General features: G+C 62.5%; 23 protein-coding genes. 14 read left to right on the forward strand and 9 right to left on the reverse strand.

The window, feature by feature from the left end; translation table 11 throughout:
- The first annotated feature begins 4 nt into the window (after positions 1-4).
- Positions 5-1606, forward strand: a complete 1602-nt coding sequence (locus tag AWT76_RS02055; protein ID WP_176699308.1) for a tetratricopeptide repeat protein — start codon at positions 5-7, stop codon at positions 1604-1606.
- Positions 1603-2427, forward strand: coding sequence for a 4-(cytidine 5'-diphospho)-2-C-methyl-D-erythritol kinase (locus AWT76_RS02060; RefSeq protein ID WP_072244503.1), 825 nt, complete (start codon positions 1603-1605; stop codon positions 2425-2427). The genes AWT76_RS02055 and AWT76_RS02060 overlap by 4 nt, the downstream gene beginning before the upstream one ends.
- Here the strand turns inward: AWT76_RS02060 and ruvB are convergent.
- Genes ruvB through ruvC form a run of 3 tightly spaced genes read right to left on the reverse strand, consistent with a single transcriptional unit; the run spans position 2424 to position 4625 of the window.
- Complete coding sequence (gene ruvB / locus AWT76_RS02065) at positions 2424-3461, reverse strand: Holliday junction branch migration DNA helicase RuvB (protein WP_072244505.1); 1038 nt, start codon at positions 3459-3461, stop codon at positions 2424-2426. The genes AWT76_RS02060 and ruvB overlap by 4 nt on opposite strands.
- 4 nt (positions 3462-3465) lie before the next feature.
- Positions 3466-4131 carry a Holliday junction branch migration protein RuvA gene (ruvA, locus tag AWT76_RS02070; protein WP_072244507.1) on the reverse strand — a complete coding sequence of 222 codons (666 nt, stop codon included), beginning with the start codon at positions 4129-4131 and terminating at the stop codon, positions 3466-3468.
- Positions 4128-4625 (reverse strand): crossover junction endodeoxyribonuclease RuvC, encoded by a 498-nt coding sequence (gene ruvC, locus AWT76_RS02075; protein WP_072244740.1) that lies wholly within the window; start codon positions 4623-4625, stop codon positions 4128-4130. The genes ruvA and ruvC overlap by 4 nt, the downstream gene beginning before the upstream one ends.
- A 213-nt stretch (positions 4626-4838) precedes the next feature.
- On the opposite strand from ruvC, the gene AWT76_RS02080 reads away from it, so the two are divergent.
- Positions 4839-5054 carry a DUF1127 domain-containing protein gene (locus AWT76_RS02080; RefSeq protein ID WP_072244509.1) on the forward strand — a complete coding sequence of 72 codons (216 nt, stop codon included), beginning with the start codon at positions 4839-4841 and terminating at the stop codon, positions 5052-5054.
- Positions 5055-5161: 107 nt separating this feature from the next.
- On the opposite strand, the gene AWT76_RS02085 is transcribed toward AWT76_RS02080, so the two are convergent.
- Positions 5162-5554, reverse strand: coding sequence for a DUF1178 family protein (locus tag AWT76_RS02085; protein ID WP_072244510.1), 393 nt, complete (start codon positions 5552-5554; stop codon positions 5162-5164).
- 111 nt (positions 5555-5665) lie between these two features.
- Between AWT76_RS02085 and AWT76_RS02090 the strand changes: the two genes are divergently transcribed.
- Genes AWT76_RS02090 through ptsP form a run of 4 tightly spaced genes read left to right on the forward strand, consistent with a single transcriptional unit; the run spans position 5666 to position 10889 of the window.
- Positions 5666-6175, forward strand: coding sequence for a glutathione peroxidase (locus AWT76_RS02090; protein WP_072244511.1), 510 nt, complete (start codon positions 5666-5668; stop codon positions 6173-6175).
- Positions 6172-7323 carry an arginase family protein gene (locus AWT76_RS02095; protein WP_072244512.1) on the forward strand — a complete coding sequence of 384 codons (1152 nt, stop codon included), beginning with the start codon at positions 6172-6174 and terminating at the stop codon, positions 7321-7323. Before AWT76_RS02090 ends, AWT76_RS02095 begins: the two co-directional genes overlap by 4 nt.
- A gap of 36 nt (positions 7324-7359) precedes the next feature.
- The gene (locus tag AWT76_RS02100) at positions 7360-8616 is read left to right on the forward strand and encodes an aspartate kinase (RefSeq protein WP_072244513.1); all 1257 of its coding nucleotides are present in this window, start codon (positions 7360-7362) and stop codon (positions 8614-8616) included.
- 26 nt (positions 8617-8642) lie between these two features.
- Positions 8643-10889: a phosphoenolpyruvate--protein phosphotransferase gene (gene ptsP, locus AWT76_RS02105; protein ID WP_072244515.1), complete on the forward strand. Its 2247-nt coding sequence runs from the start codon at positions 8643-8645 to the stop codon at positions 10887-10889.
- Here ptsP and AWT76_RS02110 read toward each other — a convergent pair.
- A complete protein-coding gene (locus tag AWT76_RS02110; protein WP_072244518.1) occupies positions 10865-11362 on the reverse strand; it encodes a GNAT family N-acetyltransferase in 498 nt (165 codons plus the stop codon). The genes ptsP and AWT76_RS02110 overlap by 25 nt on opposite strands.
- A gap of 75 nt (positions 11363-11437) precedes the next feature.
- Here AWT76_RS02110 and AWT76_RS02115 point away from each other — a divergent pair, with 75 nt between their 5' ends.
- The 4 genes from AWT76_RS02115 (at position 11438) to AWT76_RS02130 (ending at position 14239) form a co-directional block, all read left to right on the forward strand.
- Positions 11438-12043, forward strand: a complete 606-nt coding sequence (locus AWT76_RS02115; RefSeq protein WP_072244519.1) for a flavin reductase family protein — start codon at positions 11438-11440, stop codon at positions 12041-12043.
- A 56-nt stretch (positions 12044-12099) separates the two neighbouring features.
- Positions 12100-12750 (forward strand): peptide-methionine (S)-S-oxide reductase MsrA, encoded by a 651-nt coding sequence (gene msrA / locus AWT76_RS02120; RefSeq protein ID WP_072244521.1) that lies wholly within the window; start codon positions 12100-12102, stop codon positions 12748-12750.
- Between the two features lie 136 nt (positions 12751-12886).
- Positions 12887-13750, forward strand: a complete 864-nt coding sequence (locus AWT76_RS02125; RefSeq protein WP_072244523.1) for a 50S ribosomal protein L11 methyltransferase — start codon at positions 12887-12889, stop codon at positions 13748-13750.
- 93 nt (positions 13751-13843) lie between these two features.
- Positions 13844-14239 (forward strand): hypothetical protein, encoded by a 396-nt coding sequence (locus tag AWT76_RS02130; RefSeq protein ID WP_141655841.1) that lies wholly within the window; start codon positions 13844-13846, stop codon positions 14237-14239.
- Between the two features lie 41 nt (positions 14240-14280).
- Here AWT76_RS02130 and AWT76_RS02135 read toward each other — a convergent pair whose 3' ends face one another.
- Complete coding sequence (locus tag AWT76_RS02135) at positions 14281-14643, reverse strand: SpoIIAA family protein (RefSeq protein ID WP_072244529.1); 363 nt, start codon at positions 14641-14643, stop codon at positions 14281-14283.
- A gap of 119 nt (positions 14644-14762) precedes the next feature.
- Complete coding sequence (clpB, locus tag AWT76_RS02140) at positions 14763-17372, reverse strand: ATP-dependent chaperone ClpB (protein WP_072244530.1); 2610 nt, start codon at positions 17370-17372, stop codon at positions 14763-14765.
- A gap of 244 nt (positions 17373-17616) precedes the next feature.
- Between clpB and AWT76_RS02145 the strand changes: the two genes are divergently transcribed.
- The gene (locus tag AWT76_RS02145) at positions 17617-18522 is read left to right on the forward strand and encodes a LysR family transcriptional regulator (protein ID WP_072244742.1); all 906 of its coding nucleotides are present in this window, start codon (positions 17617-17619) and stop codon (positions 18520-18522) included.
- A gap of 75 nt (positions 18523-18597) precedes the next feature.
- On the opposite strand, the gene rlmH is transcribed toward AWT76_RS02145, so the two are convergent.
- On the reverse strand, positions 18598-19068 hold the full coding sequence (gene rlmH / locus AWT76_RS02150) for a 23S rRNA (pseudouridine(1915)-N(3))-methyltransferase RlmH (RefSeq protein WP_072244532.1): 471 nt from the start codon (positions 19066-19068) through the stop codon (positions 18598-18600).
- 3 nt (positions 19069-19071) lie between these two features.
- On the reverse strand, positions 19072-19464 hold the full coding sequence (gene rsfS / locus AWT76_RS02155; protein ID WP_407071401.1) for a ribosome silencing factor: 393 nt from the start codon (positions 19462-19464) through the stop codon (positions 19072-19074).
- A gap of 313 nt (positions 19465-19777) precedes the next feature.
- On the opposite strand from rsfS, the gene leuC reads away from it, so the two are divergent.
- On the forward strand, positions 19778-21190 hold the full coding sequence (gene leuC / locus AWT76_RS02160) for a 3-isopropylmalate dehydratase large subunit (protein WP_072244534.1): 1413 nt from the start codon (positions 19778-19780) through the stop codon (positions 21188-21190).
- 68 nt (positions 21191-21258) lie between these two features.
- Entirely contained in the window at positions 21259-21864 is a 606-nt protein-coding gene (gene leuD / locus AWT76_RS02165) for a 3-isopropylmalate dehydratase small subunit (protein ID WP_072244536.1), read from the forward strand.
- The last annotated feature ends 60 nt before the right edge of the window (positions 21865-21924 follow it).

Genomic DNA, 21924 nt, shown 5'->3' on the forward strand with positions numbered 1-21924 from the left:
CGGCATGGCAGGGGCCTTCCTGACGTCGCGCGTGGCCGTGACGAACAATGACTTTGCCCAAATGGCGGCAAGCCATGACCAGTTGTTGCAAAGCGACCCGGACAATCCGGGCTTTCTGGAATTGTCCATGCAGGGGCATTTGCTGGCCGGGAATTTCGAACGTGCGGTAGAGCGCGCGGCGCAGATCACGGCCAATGGCAATGCCAGCAGCGTGGCGAACCTGGTGATGCAGGCGGATGCCTTTGATCGTGGCGTGTATGATGTGGCCATCGCCGCCCTTGATGACGGCGTGTTGACCGGTCCGCTGACCGATCCCATGGCGCGCGCTTGGGCCGATCTGGGGCGTGGCAGCATGTCGGATGCGCTGGCCGCTTTCGATGTGGTCATTGCCGAACGTGAAGAGCTTGCGCCCTTCGCGCTGTATTTCAAGGCGCTTGCGCTGGCCTATGTGGGCGATCTGGAACGCGCCGAATCCCTGCTGACCGGCGAGGCTGAAGGCCCGATCGGGCTAAGCCGCCGCGGCGTGCTGGCCCATATCGCGATCTTGTCGCAGCTTGGCCGCACAGAGGACGCGCTGGAACTGACCGACGCGATGTTCGGCGCCGCCCCGGATGAGGATATCGTGGATCTGCGCGCCGCCTTGCGCGAAGGGCGCGCGATCCCGTTCACCACCATCACCTCTGCCAGTGATGGCATGGCAGAGACCTATTTCACCCTTGCTTCCGCGCTTCCGGCCGAACGGGGCGATTGGTTGCCGCTGATCTATGCGCGGCTTGCGCTGGCGCTGCGTCCCGACCATACAGAGGCAAGCTTGTTGGCCGGTGAGCTTCTGGAGAGTGCCGAGGAATATGACCTCGCCAATGCTGTCTATGACCAAGTGCCGGTCGATGATCCGCAATATCTGGCCGTGCAGCTTGCCAAGGCGAATGCTCTGGCGCGCAGCGGCGATGTTTCGGATGCGGTCGCAAGCTTGCAAAATTTGGCGCGCGAACGGCCCGAGTCCGTGCTGGTGCATAGCGCGCTGGGCGATCAGTTTCGCCGCGAGGAACAATTCGAACAGGCAGAGGCCGCCTATACCCGCGCCATCGACCTGCTTGGCACCATAGAGGAACGCCATTGGGTGTTGCTATACACCCGCGCGATCACGCTGGAACGTCTGGGCGAGTGGGAGCGCGCAGAGCCGGAATTCCGCCGTGTTCTGGAATTCGTGCCCGACGAGCCGCAGGTGCTGAACTACTTGGGTTATTCGCTGATCGACAAAGGGCTGAAACTGGACGAGGCGCTGGGGATGATCGAGCGCGCGGTCGAAGCGGAGCCTGATAGCGGCTACATTGTCGATAGCCTTGGCTGGGCCTATTACCGTTTGGGCCGCTACGACGAAGCCGTGCCGGTCATGGAGCGTGCAGTCGAATTGATGCCGACAGACCCCATTCTGAATGACCATCTGGGCGATGTCTATTGGGCGGTTGGGCGCGAACGCGAAGCGCGCTTCCAGTGGCGGCGCGCGCTGTCTTTCGCGCCACACCCGGACATGGATGTAGAGCAGGTTTTGCGCAAGATCGAAGAGGGCAAAACCCCGCCCGATGCGGTGACCGACACGCAATGACCGCGACGGAACACGCGCCCGCCAAGGTCAACCTTGCGCTGCATGTGACCGGGCAGCGCGCAGACGGCTATCACCTGTTGGATTCGTTGGTTGTGTTCACGCAGCTTGGCGACATGCTGCGCGCCACTGCGGGGGCAGGGATTTCGCTTTCTGTGACCGGTCCCGAAGCCGCTGGCCTGTCGGGAGAGGGCGACAATCTGGTGCTGCGCGCCGCGCGGCTGGCGCAGGCCGATGGGCTGGCACTGGAGCTGGAAAAACACCTGCCTGTGGCCTCTGGCATTGGCGGCGGGTCGTCCGATGCAGCGGCTGCCTTGCGACTGATCGCGCGGCACAGCGGTCGTCCGGTGCCGGGCGATTGTCTGACGCTGGGTGCCGATCTGCCCGTCTGCCTTGCCGCCAAGCCGTGCCGTATGCGCGGAATCGGCGAGGATGTCTCTTGCATTCCGGCGCTGCCACCGATGGCGATGGTCCTTGTCAATCCGCGCGTGGGCGTGGCGACCCCGGCAGTGTTCCGGGCGCTGGCGCGCAAGGACAATCCGCCGATGCCGGAAACCCTGCCGGAATGGCCCGATTTTCCGGGCTTCGTGGCGTGGCTGTCGGTGCAGCGCAACGATCTGCAAGCGCCGGCCTGCGCCGCGGTTCCGGCAATCGCCGATGTGATCGCGGCACTTGCGGGGGCGGGCGCGGCGCTGGCCCGCATGTCCGGGTCGGGGGCAACCTGTTTTGGGCTGTTCCCTGACCTTGGCACCGCAAAGCAGGCGGCAACCCTCATCGCCCGCGCGCAGCCCGGTTGGTGGGTGCGGGCAACGGCGCTGCTTTAACCGTCGAACAACCGGCCTTGCGGTTCGGCTTGTGGCATGGGCAGGCCCAGATGCGCCCATGCCTTGGCCGCCAGCATCCGCCCGCGCGGGGTGCGCGCCAGAAGGCCCTGTTGTAGCAGGTAAGGCTCGATCACTTCCTCGATCGCGTCGCGGCTTTCCGACAATGCGGCGGCGATGGTTTCCACCCCCACAGGCCCGCCGCCATAGTTTTCCGCCAGCAGCGACAGATAGCGCCGGTCGGCCCCGTCCAGCCCCAGCTTGTCCACGCCCAGCCGGGTCAGCGCGTTGTCGGCCAAGGCGCGCGTCAGCTTGCCATCGCCTTCGACCAGCGCGAAATCGACCACGCGGCGCAGCAGACGGCCCGCGATGCGCGGCGTGCCGCGCGCGCGTTTGGCCACTTCGCGCACGCCGTCCTCATCTGCCGCCACGCCCAATAGCCGGGCCCCGCGCGCGACGATCAGGCACAGTTCATCCTCTGTGTAGAATTGCAGCCGCGTGGGAATGCCGAACCGGTCGCGCAGCGGCGTGGTCAGAAGGCCCATCCGGGTCGTGGCCCCGACCAGCGTGAAGGGCTGCAATTCAATGCGCACGGTGCGCGCGGCGGGCCCTTCGCCGATGACCAGATCAAGCTGGAAATCTTCCATCGCGGGATAAAGCACTTCTTCCACCACCGGGTTCAGGCGGTGGATCTCGTCAATGAACAGCACATCGCGCGCTTCCAGATTGGTCAGGATCGCCGCCAGATCGCCCGCCTTTGCCAGAACCGGGCCGCTGGTCATGCGAAAGCCCACGCCCAATTCGCGCGCCATGATCTGCGCCAGCGTCGTTTTGCCCAAGCCGGGGGGGCCGTAGAACAGGGTATGGTCCATCGCCTCTGCCCGCATCTTGGCAGATTGGATGAAAACGCGCAGATTGGCGCGCGCTTCGTGCTGGCCGACGAATTCGTCCAGCCCTTGCGGGCGAAGCGCGCGGTCCAGATCGGGGCTGTCGCTGGGCATGTCTTGCCCGCGCAGGGTGGGGTCGGGGCTGGTCATCGCACTACCCTTTCGGTGCCAGCAGGCGCAGCGCCGCGCGGATCAGCGCGGGCGTGTCGGCCTCTGGCAGGTTGGTTTGTGCTTCGGCCACGGCGCGGGCGGCATCGGACGGGCCATAGCCTAGGTTGCCAAGGGCTGACATGGCTTCGGCCACCGCGTTGCTTGGGGCCGGCGCAGGGGCTGCCGGGGTGGCGCGTTTGGGTGCGGGGTCGATCACCTCGCTGGCCGCTGGGGCAGATGGCATGGCCGGACTATCGACCGCCATAAGGGCAGGGGCCTTGTCCTTCAGCTCGTTCGCGATGCGCAGCGCCAGTTTGGGGCCAACGCCCGGCGCTTTGCGCAAGGCTGCGCTGTCGCCCAAGGCAATCGCGCGCGACACGCCCTCTGGCCCAAGCGCGCCCAGAATGGCCAAGGACGCTTTCGCCCCCACCCCCTGAACCGAGGTCAGAACCCGGTGCCATTCCTTCTCCAGAAGTGTCGGGAAGCCGTAAAGCTGCATCAGGTCTTCGCGCACGACCATATCGGTGTAAAGCGCGCAGGTTTCGCCCCGTCCCGGCAGGCCCATCAAGGTGCGGTCAGAAACATAAACGATATAGCCCACGCCGCGCACATCCAGCAGGACATGATCGGTCCCGCGCATGTCGACCACGCCTGTCAGCTTGCCGATCATCCGACCACCTTTGCCGCGCGCCGTGCGGTCTGGCTGTGGAAGGCGTGGCAAATGGCAATGGCCAGCGCATCCGCCGCGTCCGGCCCTTCGATTGTCACGCCGGGAAGTTGCATCCGCACCATATGATCCACTTGTTCCTTGGCGGCTTTGCCCACGCCGACCACGGCTTTCTTGACGGCATTGGGGGCGTATTCGCCCACCTCTAGCCCAGCTTGTGCGGGGACCAAAAGGGCGATGCCGCGCGCGCTGCCCAGTTTCAGCGTGGCGACGGCGTCTTTGTTCACAAAGGTCTGTTCCACCGCCGCCGTATGCGGGGCGAAGCGCGCCAGAACGTCGGTCAGTTGGCGGTGCAGTTCCAGCAATCGCGTGGCCAGATCGGCGCTGGCGGTGGAGTGGCAAATGCCATTGCCGACATGGCGCATACGCACCCCGTCCACGTCGATCACGCCCCATCCAAGGTTGCGCAAGCCTGGGTCTATGCCGATTACGCGCATCATATCTGGGGCCTGCCTGCTGCTTTTTCTTATCGTTAGCACGAAAAGCGAACATCTGCCAAGTGGGTCGCGGCGCAAGATCGGGCAGAGCCATGCAAAAAAGGCATATGGGGCATGCAAACTCTCTGAGTTGTGCTGCGCCGCAGCGAAGACTATCTGCCGACCATGCACAAATATGCAGCAGTTTGAAAACTTCCCTCTCGGAGACCTGACATGACCTTCTACGCAGATAGCCGCAATACCGCGGCAGAGGTCCTTGCCGGTTTCCATGGCCTCTCGCTTGGCGCTTTGGTCGCCTCCCTGATGACGTGGAACACGCAAAGGATTACCCGCAACCAGTTGAGCGCGCTGAGCGATCGTGAATTGGCAGATATCGGTGTGGAACGCGCCGATATTGCCGCCGTCGCGCAGGGCCGGCTTCGCCGCTGACCTGACCGCTCAACGCCAACGCCCGCGGCCTGCCAGCCGCGGGCGTTTTTGTTTATTCAGTCACAGGTTTGCGGCGAAACCGCCTGCAAGGTTCCTGTGGAACTGCTTTAATTTGTCTTTGCCTTCGGGATGAAAGGCAGTGGCAGGACTGGAACGCCTTCGTCAATCAGGGCCTTGGCCTCTGCCAGTTTTGCTTCGCCATGAATGGCGCGCTCCGGCAGTTCGCCCAGATGCATGGCGCGGGCCTGTTGCACGAAATCGCGCCCGACATAATCCGAATTCGCCTCGACCTCGGCGCGCAGGGCTTGCAGTTTTTCCACCATCGCGGCGCGCTTGGCGGTTTTGACCGACGGAGCCATGATAGCCTTGCTCACATCGGCACTGCCGCAATCGGGGCAGGTGACAAGCCCACGTTTGTGCAGATCATCAAAGGCCGTGCCAGATTGGAACCAGCTTTCGAACCTATGTGCATTTGGGCAATCGAGCATATATTTTATCATGGCGGTGCCTTGTGATAGCCCAACAGGACTTAACGATCCGCAGATGTAATTCAAGATGAAAGCACTTTTGCGCCCCTTGTGCCGCTCATCTGCCGCGCTACGTCGCACCGCATGAGACAGATTTTCCTGACTGCACTGTTGTTGTTTGCCGCGCCCATGGCGCAGGCTTTTAGCTTTACGGCGTTGGATGGCACAAAGCTGGACCTGACAGACTGGCGCGGGCGGCCCGTTCTGATCGTAAATACCGCGTCATTCTGCGGCTTTACCCGGCAATATCGCGACATGCAGGCGCTGCATGATGAATACAGCGAGGACGGGCTGGTGGTGCTGGCTGTGCCGTCGGAAGATTTCAATCAGGAATACAGCGACAACAAGGATGTGGTGCAGTTTTGCCGTGTCGACACTGGGCTAACCTTTCCGATTACCGAAATCACCTCGGTGCGCGGGCCGGATGCCCATCCATTCTACCGCTGGCTGGCGCAAGAGCACCGCGAAGCACCGAATTTGAATTTCAACAAGGCGCTCATCGGGCCGGACGGTGCGTTGATCGGGTTCTGGGGGGCGTCGATCCGTCCGACTGCCCCTGCGATCACCAGCGAAATTCGCCGCGCCCTGCCGTGAAGCCAGTATTCATCGGGTCAGAGATCTATCGCGGCTCTAGCTACGGGGCGGCGCACCCGCTGCATATTCCGCGAGTCTCGACCGTGATGGATATGGTGCGCGCCTTGGGGTGGCTGGGGCCGGGGCAGTATCGCACCAGCCCACGCGCCAAACCTGTGGCGCTGACCGGCTTTCATACGCCCGATTACATTGCCGCGCTGGAACGGGCCGAAGCCGCGCAAGCGGTGGACGAGGTGGCGTTCAAGCGCCACGCCCTTGGCACCACCGCGAACCCCGTTTTTCCAGAGATGTTCCGCCGTCCCGCCACGGGGGCAGGCGGCGTCATGCTGGCCGCCCAACTGGTGGCAGAGGGCGGTGTTGTGCATGTGCCCGGCGGCGGCACACATCACGCCATGGCCGATCGCGCAAACGGGTTTTGCTACCTGAACGATCCGGTTCTGTGCCTGCTGGCGCTGCGGCGTCTGGGGCTGTCGCGGATTGCCTATGTCGATATCGACGCGCACCATGCTGACGGGGTCGAGGCGGCTTTGGGCGCGGATGACGATATGCTGTTGATATCGGTCCATGAGGAAAACCGCTGGCCCTATACGGGCAAGCTGACAGACACTGGTGGCGGGCGTAGCACGAACCTGCCTGTGCCGCGCGGCTTTAACGATACCGAGATGGGCCATGTGCTGCACCGCCTGATCCTGCCCTTGCTGGCGCAGTTCGACCCGCAGGCTGTGGTACTGCAATGCGGGTCCGATGCCATCCTTGAAGATCCGCTGTCGCGCTTGGCTCTGTCGAACAACGCCCATGCAGAGGTTGCGCTGGCCCTGCGCGACTTGTCCCAGCGCTTCGTTGTGCTGGGCGGGGGCGGCTATAACCCGTGGTCGGTCGCGCGCTGCTGGACGCGGGTTTGGGGCGCGCTGAACGGGCATGGGGCGGGGGCAGAGCTACCCGCCCCCGCGCAAGACATCCTTGCCGCGCTGACATGGAACCGGCGCGGCCCCGCATGGCAAGTGCAGCCGCATTGGGCCAGCACGCTGAACGACCCGCCGCGCCCCGGACCGGTGCGGCCAGAACTTGCCGACCGCGTTGCCTATTTGCGCAAACGTGCCGGGCTCGCGCGTGCGGTTCATCTTGCGCCGTCCATCGCCCGCGCGTAGAAGGGCCGCGAAATTCTGGGGCGAAGAGGTCTGTTAATGCCGCTTCTGGTAATGAAATTCGGGGGCACCTCTGTCGCCGATCTGGACCGTATCCGCAACGCGGCGGCCAAGGTTCGCGCAGAGGTCGCGCGCGGCTATGACGTGATCGTCATCGTCTCTGCCATGTCGGGCAAGACCAATGAACTGGTGGGCTGGGTGAATGAAACCTCGCCGCTTTACGACGCGCGCGAATATGATGCCGTGGTCAGTTCGGGCGAGAATGTGACCGCGGGCCTGATGGCGCTGACGCTTCAGGAAATGGATGTGCCTGCGCGGTCTTGGCAGGGGTGGCAAGTGCCGATCCAGACCACCAGCCAGCATGGCGCCGCGCGCTTTGTCGATATTCCGCGCGCCAATCTGGACGCCAAATTTGCCGAAGGTTTCAAGGTTGCGGTGATCGCGGGCTTTCAGGGTGTCAGCCCCGAAGGACGGATTACCACGCTGGGCCGTGGCGGGTCCGATACCACTGCCGTGGCGTTTGCCGCGGCCTTCGGGGCGGAGCGTTGCGATATCTATACCGATGTGGATGGTATCTATACCACCGATCCGCGCATCACCTCGAAAGCGCGCAAGCTGGACAAGATCAGCTTCGAGGAAATGCTGGAGCTTGCCTCGCTTGGTGCGAAGGTGCTGCAAACCCGGTCTGTGGAACTGGCCATGCGCTACAAGGTGCGCCTGCGCGTGCTGTCGTCGTTCGATGAGACCGACGAAACCTCTGGAACTCTGGTCTGTGATGAGGATGAGATCATGGAATCGAAAGTCGTCTCTGGCGTGGCCTATAGCCGCGAAGAAGCCAAGCTGACCCTTGTCACGGTCGAAGACCGCCCCGGCATTGCCGCCGCCATTTTCGGCCCGCTGGCCGATGCGGGCGTGAATGTCGATATGATCGTGCAGAACATCTCGGAAAAGGCGCAAGACAGCGACAAGCCTGTGACCGACATGACCTTTTCCTGCCCGGTCGATCAGGTTGTCCGCGCGCGTAAGGCGCTGGAAGCGGCCCGCGATGCAGGGCAGATCAGCTACGACACACTGCAAGTGGATGAGAACGCCGCCAAGGTGTCTGTTGTGGGCATCGGGATGCGCAGCCATGCTGGCGTGGCCGCACGCATGTTCAAGGCGCTGGCCGCCGATGGTGTGAATATCAAGGTTATCGCCACGTCAGAGATCAAGATTTCCGTTCTGATCGACAGGAAATATATGGAATTGGCGGTTCAGGCGCTTCATGATGCGTTTGAACTGGACAAGGCGGGATAAAACCCGCCACGGGATCGGGAGGGGCCATGCCCCAAAGGACGGAAACCGACAGCCGCCGCATGTTGCGCCAGCTGCGCGACGAGATGGCAAGCGCCCAGCCGGGACAGGAACGGCTGGACCGCATTACCACGATCATTGCGCGGTCAATGGGGACGGATGTCTGCTCTATCTACCTGTTTCGTGACCCCGACACGTTGGAACTATGCGCCACCGAAGGGCTGCGCCCAACCGCCGTGCATGAAACCCGCTTGCGCTTTGGCGAGGGGTTGGTGGGCAAGGTGGCGCGTCTGGCCCGGCCGCTGAAAAGCGCCAACGCCCCGTCAGAGCCGGGCTTCCGCTATATGCCCGAAACCGGGGAAGAGGTGTTCACGTCGTTTCTGGGTGTGCCGGTGCAGCGGCTTGGGGAACGGCTGGGTGTGCTGGTGGTGCAATCCAAGGAAGCGCGCGACTATTCCGAAGATGAAATCTATGGCCTTGAAGTGGTGGCCATGGTCATTGCCGAGATGACCGAGCTTGGCGCTTTCGTGGGCGAGGGCACGAGTTTCGCCTCTCCGCACAAGCGCGCCGCCAGTTTGCGGGGCGTGGCCGCACAAGAAGGCGAGGCCGAGGGCTATGTCTGGCTGCACCAGCCGCGCGTGGTCGTCACCAACCTTGTGAATGATGACTCCAAGGCCGAAATAGCCCGCCTGCACGAAGCGGTGGACAAGCTGCGCGGCTCTGTCGATGACATGCTCAGCGCGGCGCGGTCGCGCGACAAAGAACACCAAGAGGTTTTGCAAACCTACCGCATGTTCGCCAATTCGCGCGGCTGGATGAAGCGGATGGAAGAAGACATCCGCCTTGGCCTATCTGCCGAAGCCGCTGTCGAGAAAGAGCAATCCGCCGCGCGCGCCCGGCTGGAAACCGTGCCGGACCAGTATCTGCGCGACCGGTTGCATGATCTGGATGACCTGTCGAACCGGCTGTTGCGCATTCTGACCGGGCAGGGCGTGGAAACCGGCGCGGAAATGCCCGACCGCGCCATTCTTGTGGCGCGCAATATCGGCCCCGGTGATCTGCTGGAATATGGCCGCAAGCTGCGCGGCGTGGTTCTGGAAGAGGGCGCGGTGGGCAGCCATGCAACCATCGTGGCGCGGGCGCTGGCGATCCCCTTGGTCATCAATGTGCCGCGCATTACGACCGATGCGCTGAGCGGCGACCACATTCTGGTGGATGGCACCGAAGGCGTGGTCCATCTGCGCCCCGATGATAGCGTAACCGGCGCGTTCCGCGACAAGATGGCAATGCAGGCCAAGGCGCAGGAACGCTATGCCAGCCTGCGCGACAAACCTGCTGTGGGGCGCTGCGGCACACAGATCACGCTGAAAATGAATGCCGGGCTGATGGCCGATCTGCCGTCCTTGCCGACCTCTGGGGCCGAAGCGGTGGGGCTGTTTCGCACCGAGTTGCAATTCCTGACCCGCGAACGGATGCCGCGGCGGTCAGAATTGGTGGCCACTTATGCCCGGGTGTTGGATGCGGCGGCGGGCAAGAGCGTGCATTTCCGCACGCTCGATATCGGGTCCGACAAGGTCGCGCCCTATATGAAACGCCCAGACGAGCCGAACCCCGCGATGGGCTGGCGGGCCTTGCGCGTCGGGCTGGATAAACCAGGCGTGTTGCGCATGCAGATTCAGGCGCTGATCCGCGCTGCAGCAGGCCGTCCGCTGAGCGTGATGTTCCCGCTCGTCGCCACGGGCGAGGAATTCGCCCGCGCCCGCGACACGCTGATGCGCGAAATCGAACGCGAGCGCCGCCTTGGCCACCTGCTCCCCGCCGATCTGAAGGTGGGGGCGATGATGGAAACCCCCTCGCTGGCCTATGCGCCCGACAGTTTCTTCCGCGAGGTCGATTTCATCTCGATCGGGGGCAATGATCTGAAACAGTTCTTCTTTGCCGCCGACCGCGAAAATGAACTGGTGCGCCGCCGCTATGATACGTTGAATGTCAGCTTCCTGACCTTCCTTCAGGTCATCGTCGACCGCTGCCACGAGACAGATACGGCGCTATCCTTTTGCGGCGAGGATGCAGGCCGTCCGGTCGATGCGCTGGCCATGGCCGGGATCGGCATTCAGGCGCTGTCGATGCGGCCTGCCTCTATCGGGCCGGTCAAATCGCTGATCCGGCGGTCAAACCTGAATGAGGTGTCGGAATTGATCGCCCGCGTGCAGGCGCGGGGGCTGGAAAGCGCCCGGCCCGCGCTGCTGGATTACGTCGCCGCGCTGGTGGAATGATCCTTTTCCACCCGGCCTGACACCCCGTCCCATGCGCCGGGCACCAAGGCCAGCCCCAAAACCCGCGCGGGGTTTGTGGGTGGCGGCATGGTAACGCCGTCCAGCCGTTCAAACCCGAACCGCCCGTAATAGGGCGCGTCACCCACCAGCAGAACGCGCGCCCAGCCCAAGGCGCGCGCTTGGTCCAATGATTCGCGGATCAGCCAGCCGCCCAGCCCTTCGCTTTGGTGGGTGGGGTGCACGGCAATCGGACCCAGCAGCAACACGCGCGCCCCGGCCACCCGCACCGGCCAGAACCGGATCGCGGCGGCCACGCCGCTTGTATCCCGCAGCAACAGGCACAAGTCCGCGACCGGCGCCACGCCGTCGCGCAGCCGGTAAGATGACAGCGCCTCGCGCCCCGGTGCGAAACACAGATCGTATAGGGCCTCGACCTCCCACCAGTCGGCGGGGGTTTCGCGTGATAACTGCATGGGCGTGGTCCCGCATGGTCTGGCGGCGCGGTTAGCATGGCGCTAGGTTGGGCGCAAATCAAAGGAAGCACCCCAATGTTCTACGAACCAAAGCACGGCCACGGCCTGCCGCACAACCCGTTCAATGCCGTGATTGCCCCGCGCCCGATTGGCTGGATCGCGACACGCGGCGCAGACGGGCGCGACAACCTTGCGCCCTATTCCTTCTTCAATGCCGTGGCCTATACGCCGCCGCAGGTGATGTTTGCCTCGACCAGCGCCAAGCCCGACCGCGATGGCACGAAGGATTCGGTCGCCAATATTCGTGAAACGGGCGTGTTCTGTGTGAATGTCGTGGAATTTGCCGCGCGCGACGTGATGAACCAAAGCTCTGGCCCATGGCCGCGCGAGGTGGATGAGTTCGACCATGCGGGCATTGCGCGGGCAGAGTGCAGCGTGATCGCGGCCTCGCGCGTGGCGGGTGCGCCAGCCGCGCTGGAATGCGAGATGCGCCAGATCATTCAACTGGATGGCGCGGCGAATTTCATCGTGGTGGGAGAGGTCGTGGGCGTGCATCTGCGCGACGATTGCATGGTGGACGGGCAGTTCGACATCACGCGGTTCCAGCCGCTTGCGCGGTGCGGCTACCGCGATTACGCGGTGGTGCGTGACGTGTTCAGCCTGTCACGCCCCGGTGACTGACCCCTTGTTTGCCCGCCGCCGTGCAATATCTCTCTGTTAGCAGATAGGAGCACAGCATGTTCGGTTTTGGCGCGACGAAAACCCAGATGGTCGACAAGGCGCAGGCGTTGCCGGGCCGCGCAAGCCCAATCGCGACCGCCGCGCGGCACGCGATCTTTGAGCGCGACCTGAAAGCGGCGGTGCCCGAGGGGATGGAACAAGCCATGTTCGGAATGGGCTGTTTCTGGGGGGTTGAGCGGATTTTCTGGCAAATGCCGGGTGTGTGGCTGACGATGGTCGGCTATGCCGGTGGTTTTACGCCCAACCCGACCTATCAGGAAGTGTGCACCGGCCAGACCGGGCATAACGAGGTTGTGCGCGTGATTTTCGACCCGGCCGTCACAAGCTATGAGAGTGTGCTGGCGAAATTCTGGGAAGGGCATGACCCGACCCAAGGGATGCGACAGGGCAATGACCGGGGCACGCAATATCGCTCTGGTATCTATGCCTATGGCGCCGCGCAACTGGCGGCGGCACTGGCCAGCAAAGATGCCTATGCGCCGCGTTTGGCACAAGCTGGCTATGGTGCGATCACGACAGAGATTTTGCCCGCGCCGGAATTTTACTATGCCGAGGACTACCACCAGCAATATCTGCACAAGAACCCGAACGGGTATTGCGGGATTGGCGGAACCGGCGTGACCTGCCCCGTCGGCTTGTCGGCATAACCCGCGCCCGCGCGCGGACCGGGCGGCGGCGCCCACCCGCCCACCCTTGCGCGCCGCCCGACCCGCGCGCGGGCGCTTGACCGGGGACAGGGGCGGCTGTATCGCGGCAACAGTTTCCTTGCCCTGAAAGCGCCTCATGACGACCTTCACCGCGATCACGACCCTGACATCCGAAGCCTCTGCCTATGCTCTGTCCGAGGCTATGGAGAACATGCAGCCCGAACCCACCGGCGTTGGCGTGTTCGAGATGGAGGACGGCTCTGGCCTATGGGAAGTGGGTGGCTATTTCATTGAAGCGCCGAATGACGTGGAATTGACGCTTCTGGCGCAGGCATTTGGGGCCAAGCCCTTTGTCGTGTCGGAATTGCCGGAAATCGACTGGGTTGCCAAGGTCAAGCGCGACCTGTCGCCGGTCGAAGCGGGGCGGTTTTTCGTCTATGGCAGCCATGATGCAGAGAAATTGCCAGAGGGCCGCATCGGCCTGTTGATTGAGGCGGCCATGGCCTTTGGCACCGGCCATCATGGCACCACGCTGGGCTGTCTGCGCGCCTTGGACCGTTTGGACAACGCGGGGTTCCGCGGCAAACGCGTGGCCGATATTGGCTGCGGCACCGCCGTGCTGGCCATGGGCGCGGCGAAAATCTGGCCCGAGCCTGTTCTGGCCAGCGACATTGATGCCATCGCGGTAGAGGTCGCGCAGGCCAATGTCACGGCCAACGGGCTGGATGGGCGCGTGCAGTGTTTGGAAGCAACGGGCTTCGACCATCCCGACCTGATCGCGGCGTCGCCATTCGATCTGGTTTTCGCCAATATCCTGATGGGGCCATTGATCGCGCTTGCACCGGATATGGGGCGCATGATCGGCACGGGGGGCTATGCGATCCTGTCGGGCCTTTTGGTAGAACAGGCCGAGAGTGTTCTGGCCGCCTATACTGCCGAGGGATTCGCCTTGCACCACCGCGAGGATATCGGTGACTGGGCCACGTTAACTTTGTCGTGAAACTAACGCGCCTTTGCCCGCGACGCGCCCAGATTGTGCCCGATTTCCATGGTGTTCTTCGGTCAAGAAACGGCAGGATCGGGGTTTGAGGGCATGACACCCAAACAAATGATAGAGTTCGATGCGCGGCGCGAAGCCGTGTTGCGCGCGCATCTGGCGCGGAATCCGAAATACCGCAAGATGATGCGGGATCGCCGCGTGGCCTTTGCCGCCGGTGTCGTGCGGTATTTCGCCGGGCTGGGGCTGGTTCTGTTCCTGATAAAGGCTTTCCTTATGGGCCAATACGGCCAAGACGGATATCTGGCCTTGGTTGCGCCACTGATGGCGCATGTTCCAGCGGATGGGCTTTTGGCGCAATCCATCGCGCCTGACCACTATAGCGGTTTGGTGGCCTCTGCCATGGCCGAGTTGTTCGCGCCGACGGCGCAAACCGCCACCAGCCCTTCCGACGGGTTGGAGCGCATTATCCCGGGGCTGTCCGAGTCGTAATCGGGGAAGGTGGCCTCGGTCCGACAGGGCAGGGTGTCAGGCTAGGCCTGCGCTATCCATGCGCGGGCCGCGTTCAACTCGTCCAACTGAAAGAACCGGACTTGTGATGAGATAAGCGCACCAGCAGCCTTTGAGAGTGGTCCCACCCAACCAAGGTCGGACACGACCGCAACATGGCTGATCTGGCTTATATTTCGCCAGTCGAATTTTATTCCCGGCCAAAGCACAGCCGGGTCGAAACCTGAAAAACTCTCGATCACCTCTATGAATTTGACCGTGCCGTGGCGGTCGATGAAGGCCTGCATCGGTTCTACCGCAGCGGTGTAATCTTCCATCGTGATCTTGCCCCGAACCAGCACTTCTGCGGTGCGGGTGGCGTCATCCTCACGGTATTCAATGGTCATGGCTCAGTCCTCCATTCGCGATTGGGCACGCTTAACATAGCGGTTGGCACCCTGCCTTGATGCCGGTCATGACCCGGTGCGCCGCCCTGTCAGATAGGGCAGGGCGGCGCGGCGGTGTGTTAGTGGATGGCCGCTTTGGGCAGGTCGGGGCTGTCGGCGATATGCTCGCCGATAATCAGCCCATCGGCACCGGCGGTCACAGGCAGGCTTTGCCCATCCAGCACCTGCCCCCCCAGCAGCAACTGCGCCAGCGGGTCTTGCAGGTGGCGCTGGATGACCCGTTTCAGCGGGCGCGCACCATAGACCGGGTCATAGCCCTTGTCGGCCAGCCATGCGCGGGCGCTGTCATCCATTTCTAGCGTGATTTTGCGCGCCAGAAGACGTTTCAGCAAGCGCTCGATCTGGATATCGACAATCGCATCCATATCCCTGCGCGCCAGACGGTCGAAGATAACGGTTTCATCCAGACGGTTCAGGAATTCGGGGCGGAAATGGGCGCGCACGGCTTCCATCACCTCTGTGCGGGCGGCCTCGGGGTCGGCCCCTTCGGCCAGCCGCGACAGGGCTTGTGACCCAAGGTTAGAGGTCAGCACGATCAGCGTTTGCTTGAAATCGACCGTGCGGCCATGGCCATCGGTCAGCACCCCGTCATCCAGCACCTGCAACAGCACGTTGAACACGTCTGGATGCGCCTTTTCGACCTCGTCGAACAGGATGACCTGATACGGCCTGCGCCGCACGGCTTCGGTCAGCACGCCGCCCTCGTCATACCCGACATAGCCCGGAGGAGCACCAATCAGCCGCGCGACCGAATGCTTCTCCATGAATTCGGACATGTCGATGCGCACCATGGCCTGATCGTCGTCGAACAGATAGGCCGCGACCGCCTTGGTCAGTTCGGTCTTGCCCACGCCGGTCGGCCCAAGGAACAAGAAAGACCCAAGCGGGCGGTTTTCATCGTTCAATCCTGCGCGCGCCCGGCGCACGGCATTGGCCACGGCCCGCAAGGCGCTGTCCTGACCGACCACGCGCTTGCGCAACGCGTCTTCCATGCGCAAAAGCTTCTCGCGCTCGCCTTCCAGCATCTTGGATGTCGGGATGCCTGTCCAGCGTTCGACCACCTCGGCAATCTGCTCTGGGCGCACGGCATCGGCGACCAGCTTCTCGGCCTCGCGCGCTTCGGCCTCTGCCAGTTTGCGCTCTAGCTCTGGGATGTCGCCATATTGCAGCCGCCCGGCGCTGGCGAAATCGCCCGTGCGCTTGGCGGTTTCCAGCTCTATCCGGGCGCGGTCCAGATCTTCCTTGATCTGGCGCGCGGCTTCCAGCTTGTCGCGCTCGGCCTGCCATGTGGCTGTCATTTCGGCGCTGCGCTGCTGCAACTCGGCCAGTTCGCGGTCAAGCGCGTCCAGCCGGTCCTTGGAGGCCGCGTCATCTTCCTTTTTCAGGGCCTCGGCCTCGATCTGCTTTTGCAAGATGTCGCGGTCCAGCGCATCCAGTTCTTCGGGCTTGCTGTCCACTTCCATGCGCAAGCGGCTGGCGGCCTCATCCATCAGGTCGATCGCTTTGTCGGGCAGGAACCGGTCGGTGATATAGCGATGCGAGAGCGTGGCCGCCGTCACCAGCGCACTATCGGAAATGCGCACGCCGTGGTGCAGTTCATATTTTTCCTTGATGCCGCGCAGGATGGAAATTGTATCCTCGACCGTCGGTTCCTCGACCAGAACGGGCTGGAACCGGCGGGCTAAGGCTGCGTCCTTTTCCACATGCTTGCGGTATTCATCCAGCGTGGTTGCGCCGACGCAGTGCAATTCGCCGCGCGCCAAAGCGGGCTTGATAAGGTTCGCGGCATCCATCGCGCCCTCAGATTTGCCCGCGCCGACCAGCGTGTGCATTTCGTCAATGAACAGGATGATCTCACCCTCGGCCGCGGTCACTTCGGACAGGATCGCCTTTAGCCGCTCCTCGAACTCGCCCCGGTATTTCGCGCCCGCAATCAGCGCGCCCATATCAAGCGCCATCAGCTTCTTGTCGCGCAGGGATTCCGGCACATCGCCGTTCACGATGCGCAGCGCCAGCCCTTCGGCAATGGCGGTTTTACCCACGCCCGGCTCGCCAATCAGCACTGGGTTGTTCTTGGTGCGGCGCGACAGAACCTGCATGGTGCGGCGGATTTCGTCATCACGGCCAATGATTGGGTCAATCTTGCCATCGCGCGCGGCATCCGTCAGGTCGCTGGCATATTTCTTCAGGGCGTCATAGCCCTCTTCCGCCGAAGCAGAATCGGCCCTGCGCCCTTTGCGCAAGTCATTGATCGCAGTGTTCAGGTTCTGCGCGGTCACGGCGCCGGCATCCAGCGCATCTTTCGCGTCGGACTTGACCAGCGCCAGCGCGGTCAATAGGCGTTCCACGGTGACAAAGCTGTCCCCTGCTTTCAAGGCGATCTGCTGCGCCTGATCCAGCACCTTCGCCATCTGCGGGTCCATGTAGATCTGACCATCACCACCCTGAACCTTGGGCAGCTTGGCCAATGCCAGATCGTTCGATTGCGCCACTTGTGCAGCAGCGCCGCCAGCGCGGGCAATCAGCTTGGTGGCCATGCCTTCGCCATCGTCCAGCAATGCCTTGAGCAGATGCGCGGGCACCAGCCGCTGGTGATCCTCGCGCAGGGCGATGGTTTGCGCCGCCTGAATGAAACCGCGGGCACGTTCGGTGAATTTGTCCATATTCATGTCGTTATCCTTTCTAAAGCACCCGTTCCTGAACCCCGCCTGACATGCAGCACGGCAGCCTGTATGGGCCTTGCGCCATATGTGGGTGGCGCTAAGCACTGTTGCAAGATTGGCACAGCGACTTGCGCGCAATTTTAAGTATCGCGTCACGGCATGTCGCGCGAAAGCCGTGCCCGTTCCGCATTCTTGCCCGAATTGGCGACAAAAGTGCGAATCTGTTGAATTGGTTTCTTGAGGCGTGACGATGGACCGACTGACCGAGATGGAAGCATTTGCCACGGTGGTGGACCAAGGCGGCTTTACCGACGCGGCCCGCAAGATGGGGATTTCCAAATCCGCCGTGTCCAAGCATGTCTCGGCCTTGGAAGCGCGGCTGGGCGCGCGGCTGTTGAACCGCACCACCCGGCGGGTCAGCCCCACCGATATCGGCCTTGCATATTATGACCGCGCGCGCCGTGTTCTGAACGATGCGGGCGAGGCTGACAGCCTTGTGACGGCCATGCAATCCGCGCCCTCTGGCGTGTTGCGGCTTGCGGTTCCGACCGATTTCGGCGCAACGCATTTGTCGCCCATCCTAGGCGAGTTCCTGAACCGCTACCCGGATGTGTCGGTCAACATGGTGCTGAAAAACCGCTATGTCGAACTGATCTCGGAAGGGTTCGATCTGGCCATCCGCATGGGCGAGATGGATGACAGCACGCTGCGTGCGCGCAAGATTTGTGAAACCACGCAACGTCTGATCGCGTCGCCCGCCTATTTGTCCGAACAGGGCCGCCCAGAGCGGCTGGACGATCTGAACGCGCATCGATTGCTATACTATTCGCACAATGCCGCGTCTTCTATGTGGAAGATCACCGCCCCGTCTGGCGAAGTGCGGCAAGTTCGGTCTGCAACATGGTTTTCCGTCAATGATGGCCAATCCCTGTTGACGGCGGCTATCAATGGTCTGGGCATCGCCTATCTGCCCAGCTTTCTTTATGCCGATGCGATGAAAGCCGGGCTGGTGGAAGATGTCATCCCTGACCTGCCGCGCGATGTGCAGGGCTTGCATGCGGTTTACCCATCGGGCCGCTATACCCAGCCCAAGGTGCGCGCGTTGATTGATTTTCTGGTCGAGAAATTCGGTACCCGCAACGCCGACGGCTGGTAACGCTTTTCTACCGCGCCCTTGCGGCGCAACCCTCGCCAAACTTGGCCAAGGCGCACTTCGGTGGCCTTGGCTTTTTCAGTCCCGATGATAGGGGCTGCCCGACAGGATGGTTGCAGCGCGGTAAATCTGTTCGGCCAGCATGACCCGCGCCAGCATATGCGGCCAGACCATGGGCGAGAGCGACAGCACCGTGTCGGCCCGCGCGCGCAGATCAGGGTCCAGCCCGTCCGCGCCCCCGATGACAAAGGCCATATCACGCGCGCCATGGTCGCGTGTGCGTGCCAAAAGCTGCGCGAAATCGGGCGATGACAGCATTACCCCGCGCTCATCCAGTGCAACCAAATGCGCCCCGTCCGGGATCGCCCGTGCCAGAAGCGGCACTTGGGCCGCAGGCGTTGTGGCCTTGCGCTCATCGACCTCATGCTCGTCACAAGGGCCAAGCGACAGGGCGCGCCCGATGCGGTCAAACCGTGTGCGGTAATCGTCGATCAATGCGCGTTCGGGGCCTTTGCGAAGCCGGCCCATCGCGCAGATATGAAGGCGCATGGCTTAGGCGCCCGAGCGCCCGATATCCTGCCACATCTTTTCAAGCTGGTAGAATTCGCGCACTTCCGGGCGGAAGATATGCACGACCACATCACCCGTGTCGATCAAGACCCAATCGCCGGTATCCTTGCCTTCGACGCGGGCGGTCAGGCGAAACGTCTCTTTCAGGCGGTCCATCAGCTTTTGCGCCATTGCGGCCACCTGCCGGGTTGACCGCCCAGAGGCCACGACCATCGTATCGGCCATCGCAGATTTGCCCTTCAGGTCAATCTGGACCACGTCTTCGGCCTTGTCGTCGTCCAGCGAGGACAGAACCAGTTCCAGTAAAGCCGCACTGGTCAGCGGCAGGGCAGGGGCGGGGCGGGCCGCGAACGCGGTCGGGTCGGTGTAGGACAGGGGCTGATCCTCCAAGATTTGCGATAAGGATAAGATAACATTCGCGCGGCCTTATCTCAATCACCCTGCAAGGTGCAATCGGCTTCGTGATGAAGAAATGCACAAGCGCGAAGCCGTTGCCATAGGGCGGGAATAGGCGTATCTAGCGCAGCATGTATAGGTTTTTCGACATGACAGATCACGCGCGCCTGCCGCAGCGTTTCACACGCGAGAACCGCTCGGTTCTGGCACGACTGTCTTGATCGCGCCCGCGCGCCCTTTGGTTGCGCCTTGAAGCTACGCCAAATTTCCGCTTATCCCGAGAGATATCGCCATGCCAAAAACCCTCTATGACAAAATCTGGGACGCCCATGTCGTGCACGAAGATGCCGATGGCACCAGCCTGCTGTATATTGACCGCCACTTGGTGCACGAAGTGACCAGCCCGCAAGCCTTTGAAGGGTTGCGCATGGCAGGCCGCAAGGTGCGCGCGCCAGAGCGCACCATTGCCGTGCCCGATCACAATGTGCCCACCACCGAAGGGCGCGACAATCCCGACCAGATGCCAGAAGACAGCCGTATTCAGGTCGCAGCCCTTGACACGAATGCCAAGGAATTCGGCATACACTATTACCCGGTGTCGGATGTGCGCCAAGGCATCGTGCATATCGTCGGCCCCGAACAGGGTTGGACCTTACCGGGCATGACCGTGGTTTGCGGCGACAGCCACACCGCCACCCATGGAGCGTTCGGCGCGCTGGCGCATGGCATCGGCACGTCCGAAGTGGAACATGTTCTGGCCACGCAAACGTTGATCCAGAAGAAATCCAAGAACATGAAGGTGGAAATCACCGGCTCGCTGCCGCCGGGGGTAACCGCCAAGGACATCACCCTGTCCGTCATCGGGGCGACTGGCACCGCGGGCGGTACCGGCTATGTCATCGAATATTGCGGCCAAGCAATCCGTGAACTCTCGATGGAAGGGCGCATGACCGTGTGCAACATGGCCATCGAAGGCGGCGCACGTGCCGGGATCATCGCGCCGGATGAAAAGACCTTCGCCTATGTGCAGGGCCGTCCCCATGCACCCAAGGGCGCACAATGGGAAGCGGCGCTCGCTTGGTGGAAAACGCTCTATTCGGATGATGATGCGCATTGGGACAAGGTTGTCACCCTGCGCGCCGAGGACATCGCGCCGGTTGTCACATGGGGCACCTCGCCCGAAGACGTGCTGCCCATCACCGCCACCGTGCCCGACCCTGCCAGCTTTACCGGCGGCAAGGTCGAGGCCGCGCGTCGCGCGCTTGACTATATGGGTCTGACAGCGGGCCAAAAGCTGAGCGATATCGAAATCGATACCGTTTTCATCGGGTCCTGCACCAATGGCCGGATCGAAGATCTGCGCGCCGCTGCCGACATCCTCAAGGGCCAGAAGATCAAGGTCAAACGCGCCATGGTCGTGCCCGGATCGGGCCTTGTGCGTGCGCAGGCCGAAGAAGAGGGGCTGGCGCAAATATTCATCGATGCAGGCTTTGAATGGCGCTTGGCAGGTTGTTCCATGTGCTTGGCCATGAACCCCGACCAACTGGCGCCGGGCGAACGCTGCGCGGCCACCTCGAACCGCAATTTCGAGGGCCGCCAAGGCCGTGGCGGTCGCACGCATCTGATGTCGCCCGCCATGGCGGCGGCGGCTGCCATCACCGGGCGCCTGACCGATGTGCGTGACCTGATGCTCGAACCCGCCTGATTTCATCCTTGCAAAAATATCCTGGGGTCCGGGGCAAAGCCCCGGTGCTTCCAGCCAGGAGAAGACCTATGGAAAAATTCACTACCCTGACAGGCGTTGCCGCGCCTATGCCGCTGGTCAATATCGACACCGATATGATCATTCCCAAACAGTTCTTGAAAACCATCAAGCGGTCAGGGCTGGGCGTGAACCTGTTCGACGAGATGCGCTATGACAATGACGGCAACGAGATTGCGGATTTCGTGCTGAACCAGCCCGCTTATCGCAACGCTCAGATCCTTGTCGCGGGCGACAATTTCGGCTGCGGGTCGTCGCGCGAACATGCGCCTTGGGCGCTTTTGGATTTCGGCATCCGCTGCGTCATCTCGACCAGTTTCGCCGATATCTTCTACAATAACTGCTTCAAGAACGGCATTCTACCGATCGTTCTGCCGCAAGAACAGGTCAATGCCCTGATGGATGATGCCCGCAAGGGCGAGAACGCGCGCATCGCGGTCGATCTGGAAGCGCAGACCGTCACCGGGGCGGATGGCACGGAATATCACTTCGAACTGGATGCGTTCAAGAAGCATTGCTTGCTGAACGGGCTGGATGACATCGGCCTTTCTTTGGAGAAAGTAGCGTCAATTGACGCTTTCGAGGCGCAGGCAGCCCAAGCGCGACCTTGGGTCTAATCTCTGAAAAATCTGCATTTTCTGACGGCACCCGGCGCGGGTGCCGTTTTTTTTCCACAA

Origin of the sequence: Roseibaca calidilacus (assembly GCF_001517585.1) — a bacterium.
Classification (GTDB): Bacteria; Pseudomonadota; Alphaproteobacteria; order Rhodobacterales; family Rhodobacteraceae; genus Roseinatronobacter; species Roseinatronobacter calidilacus.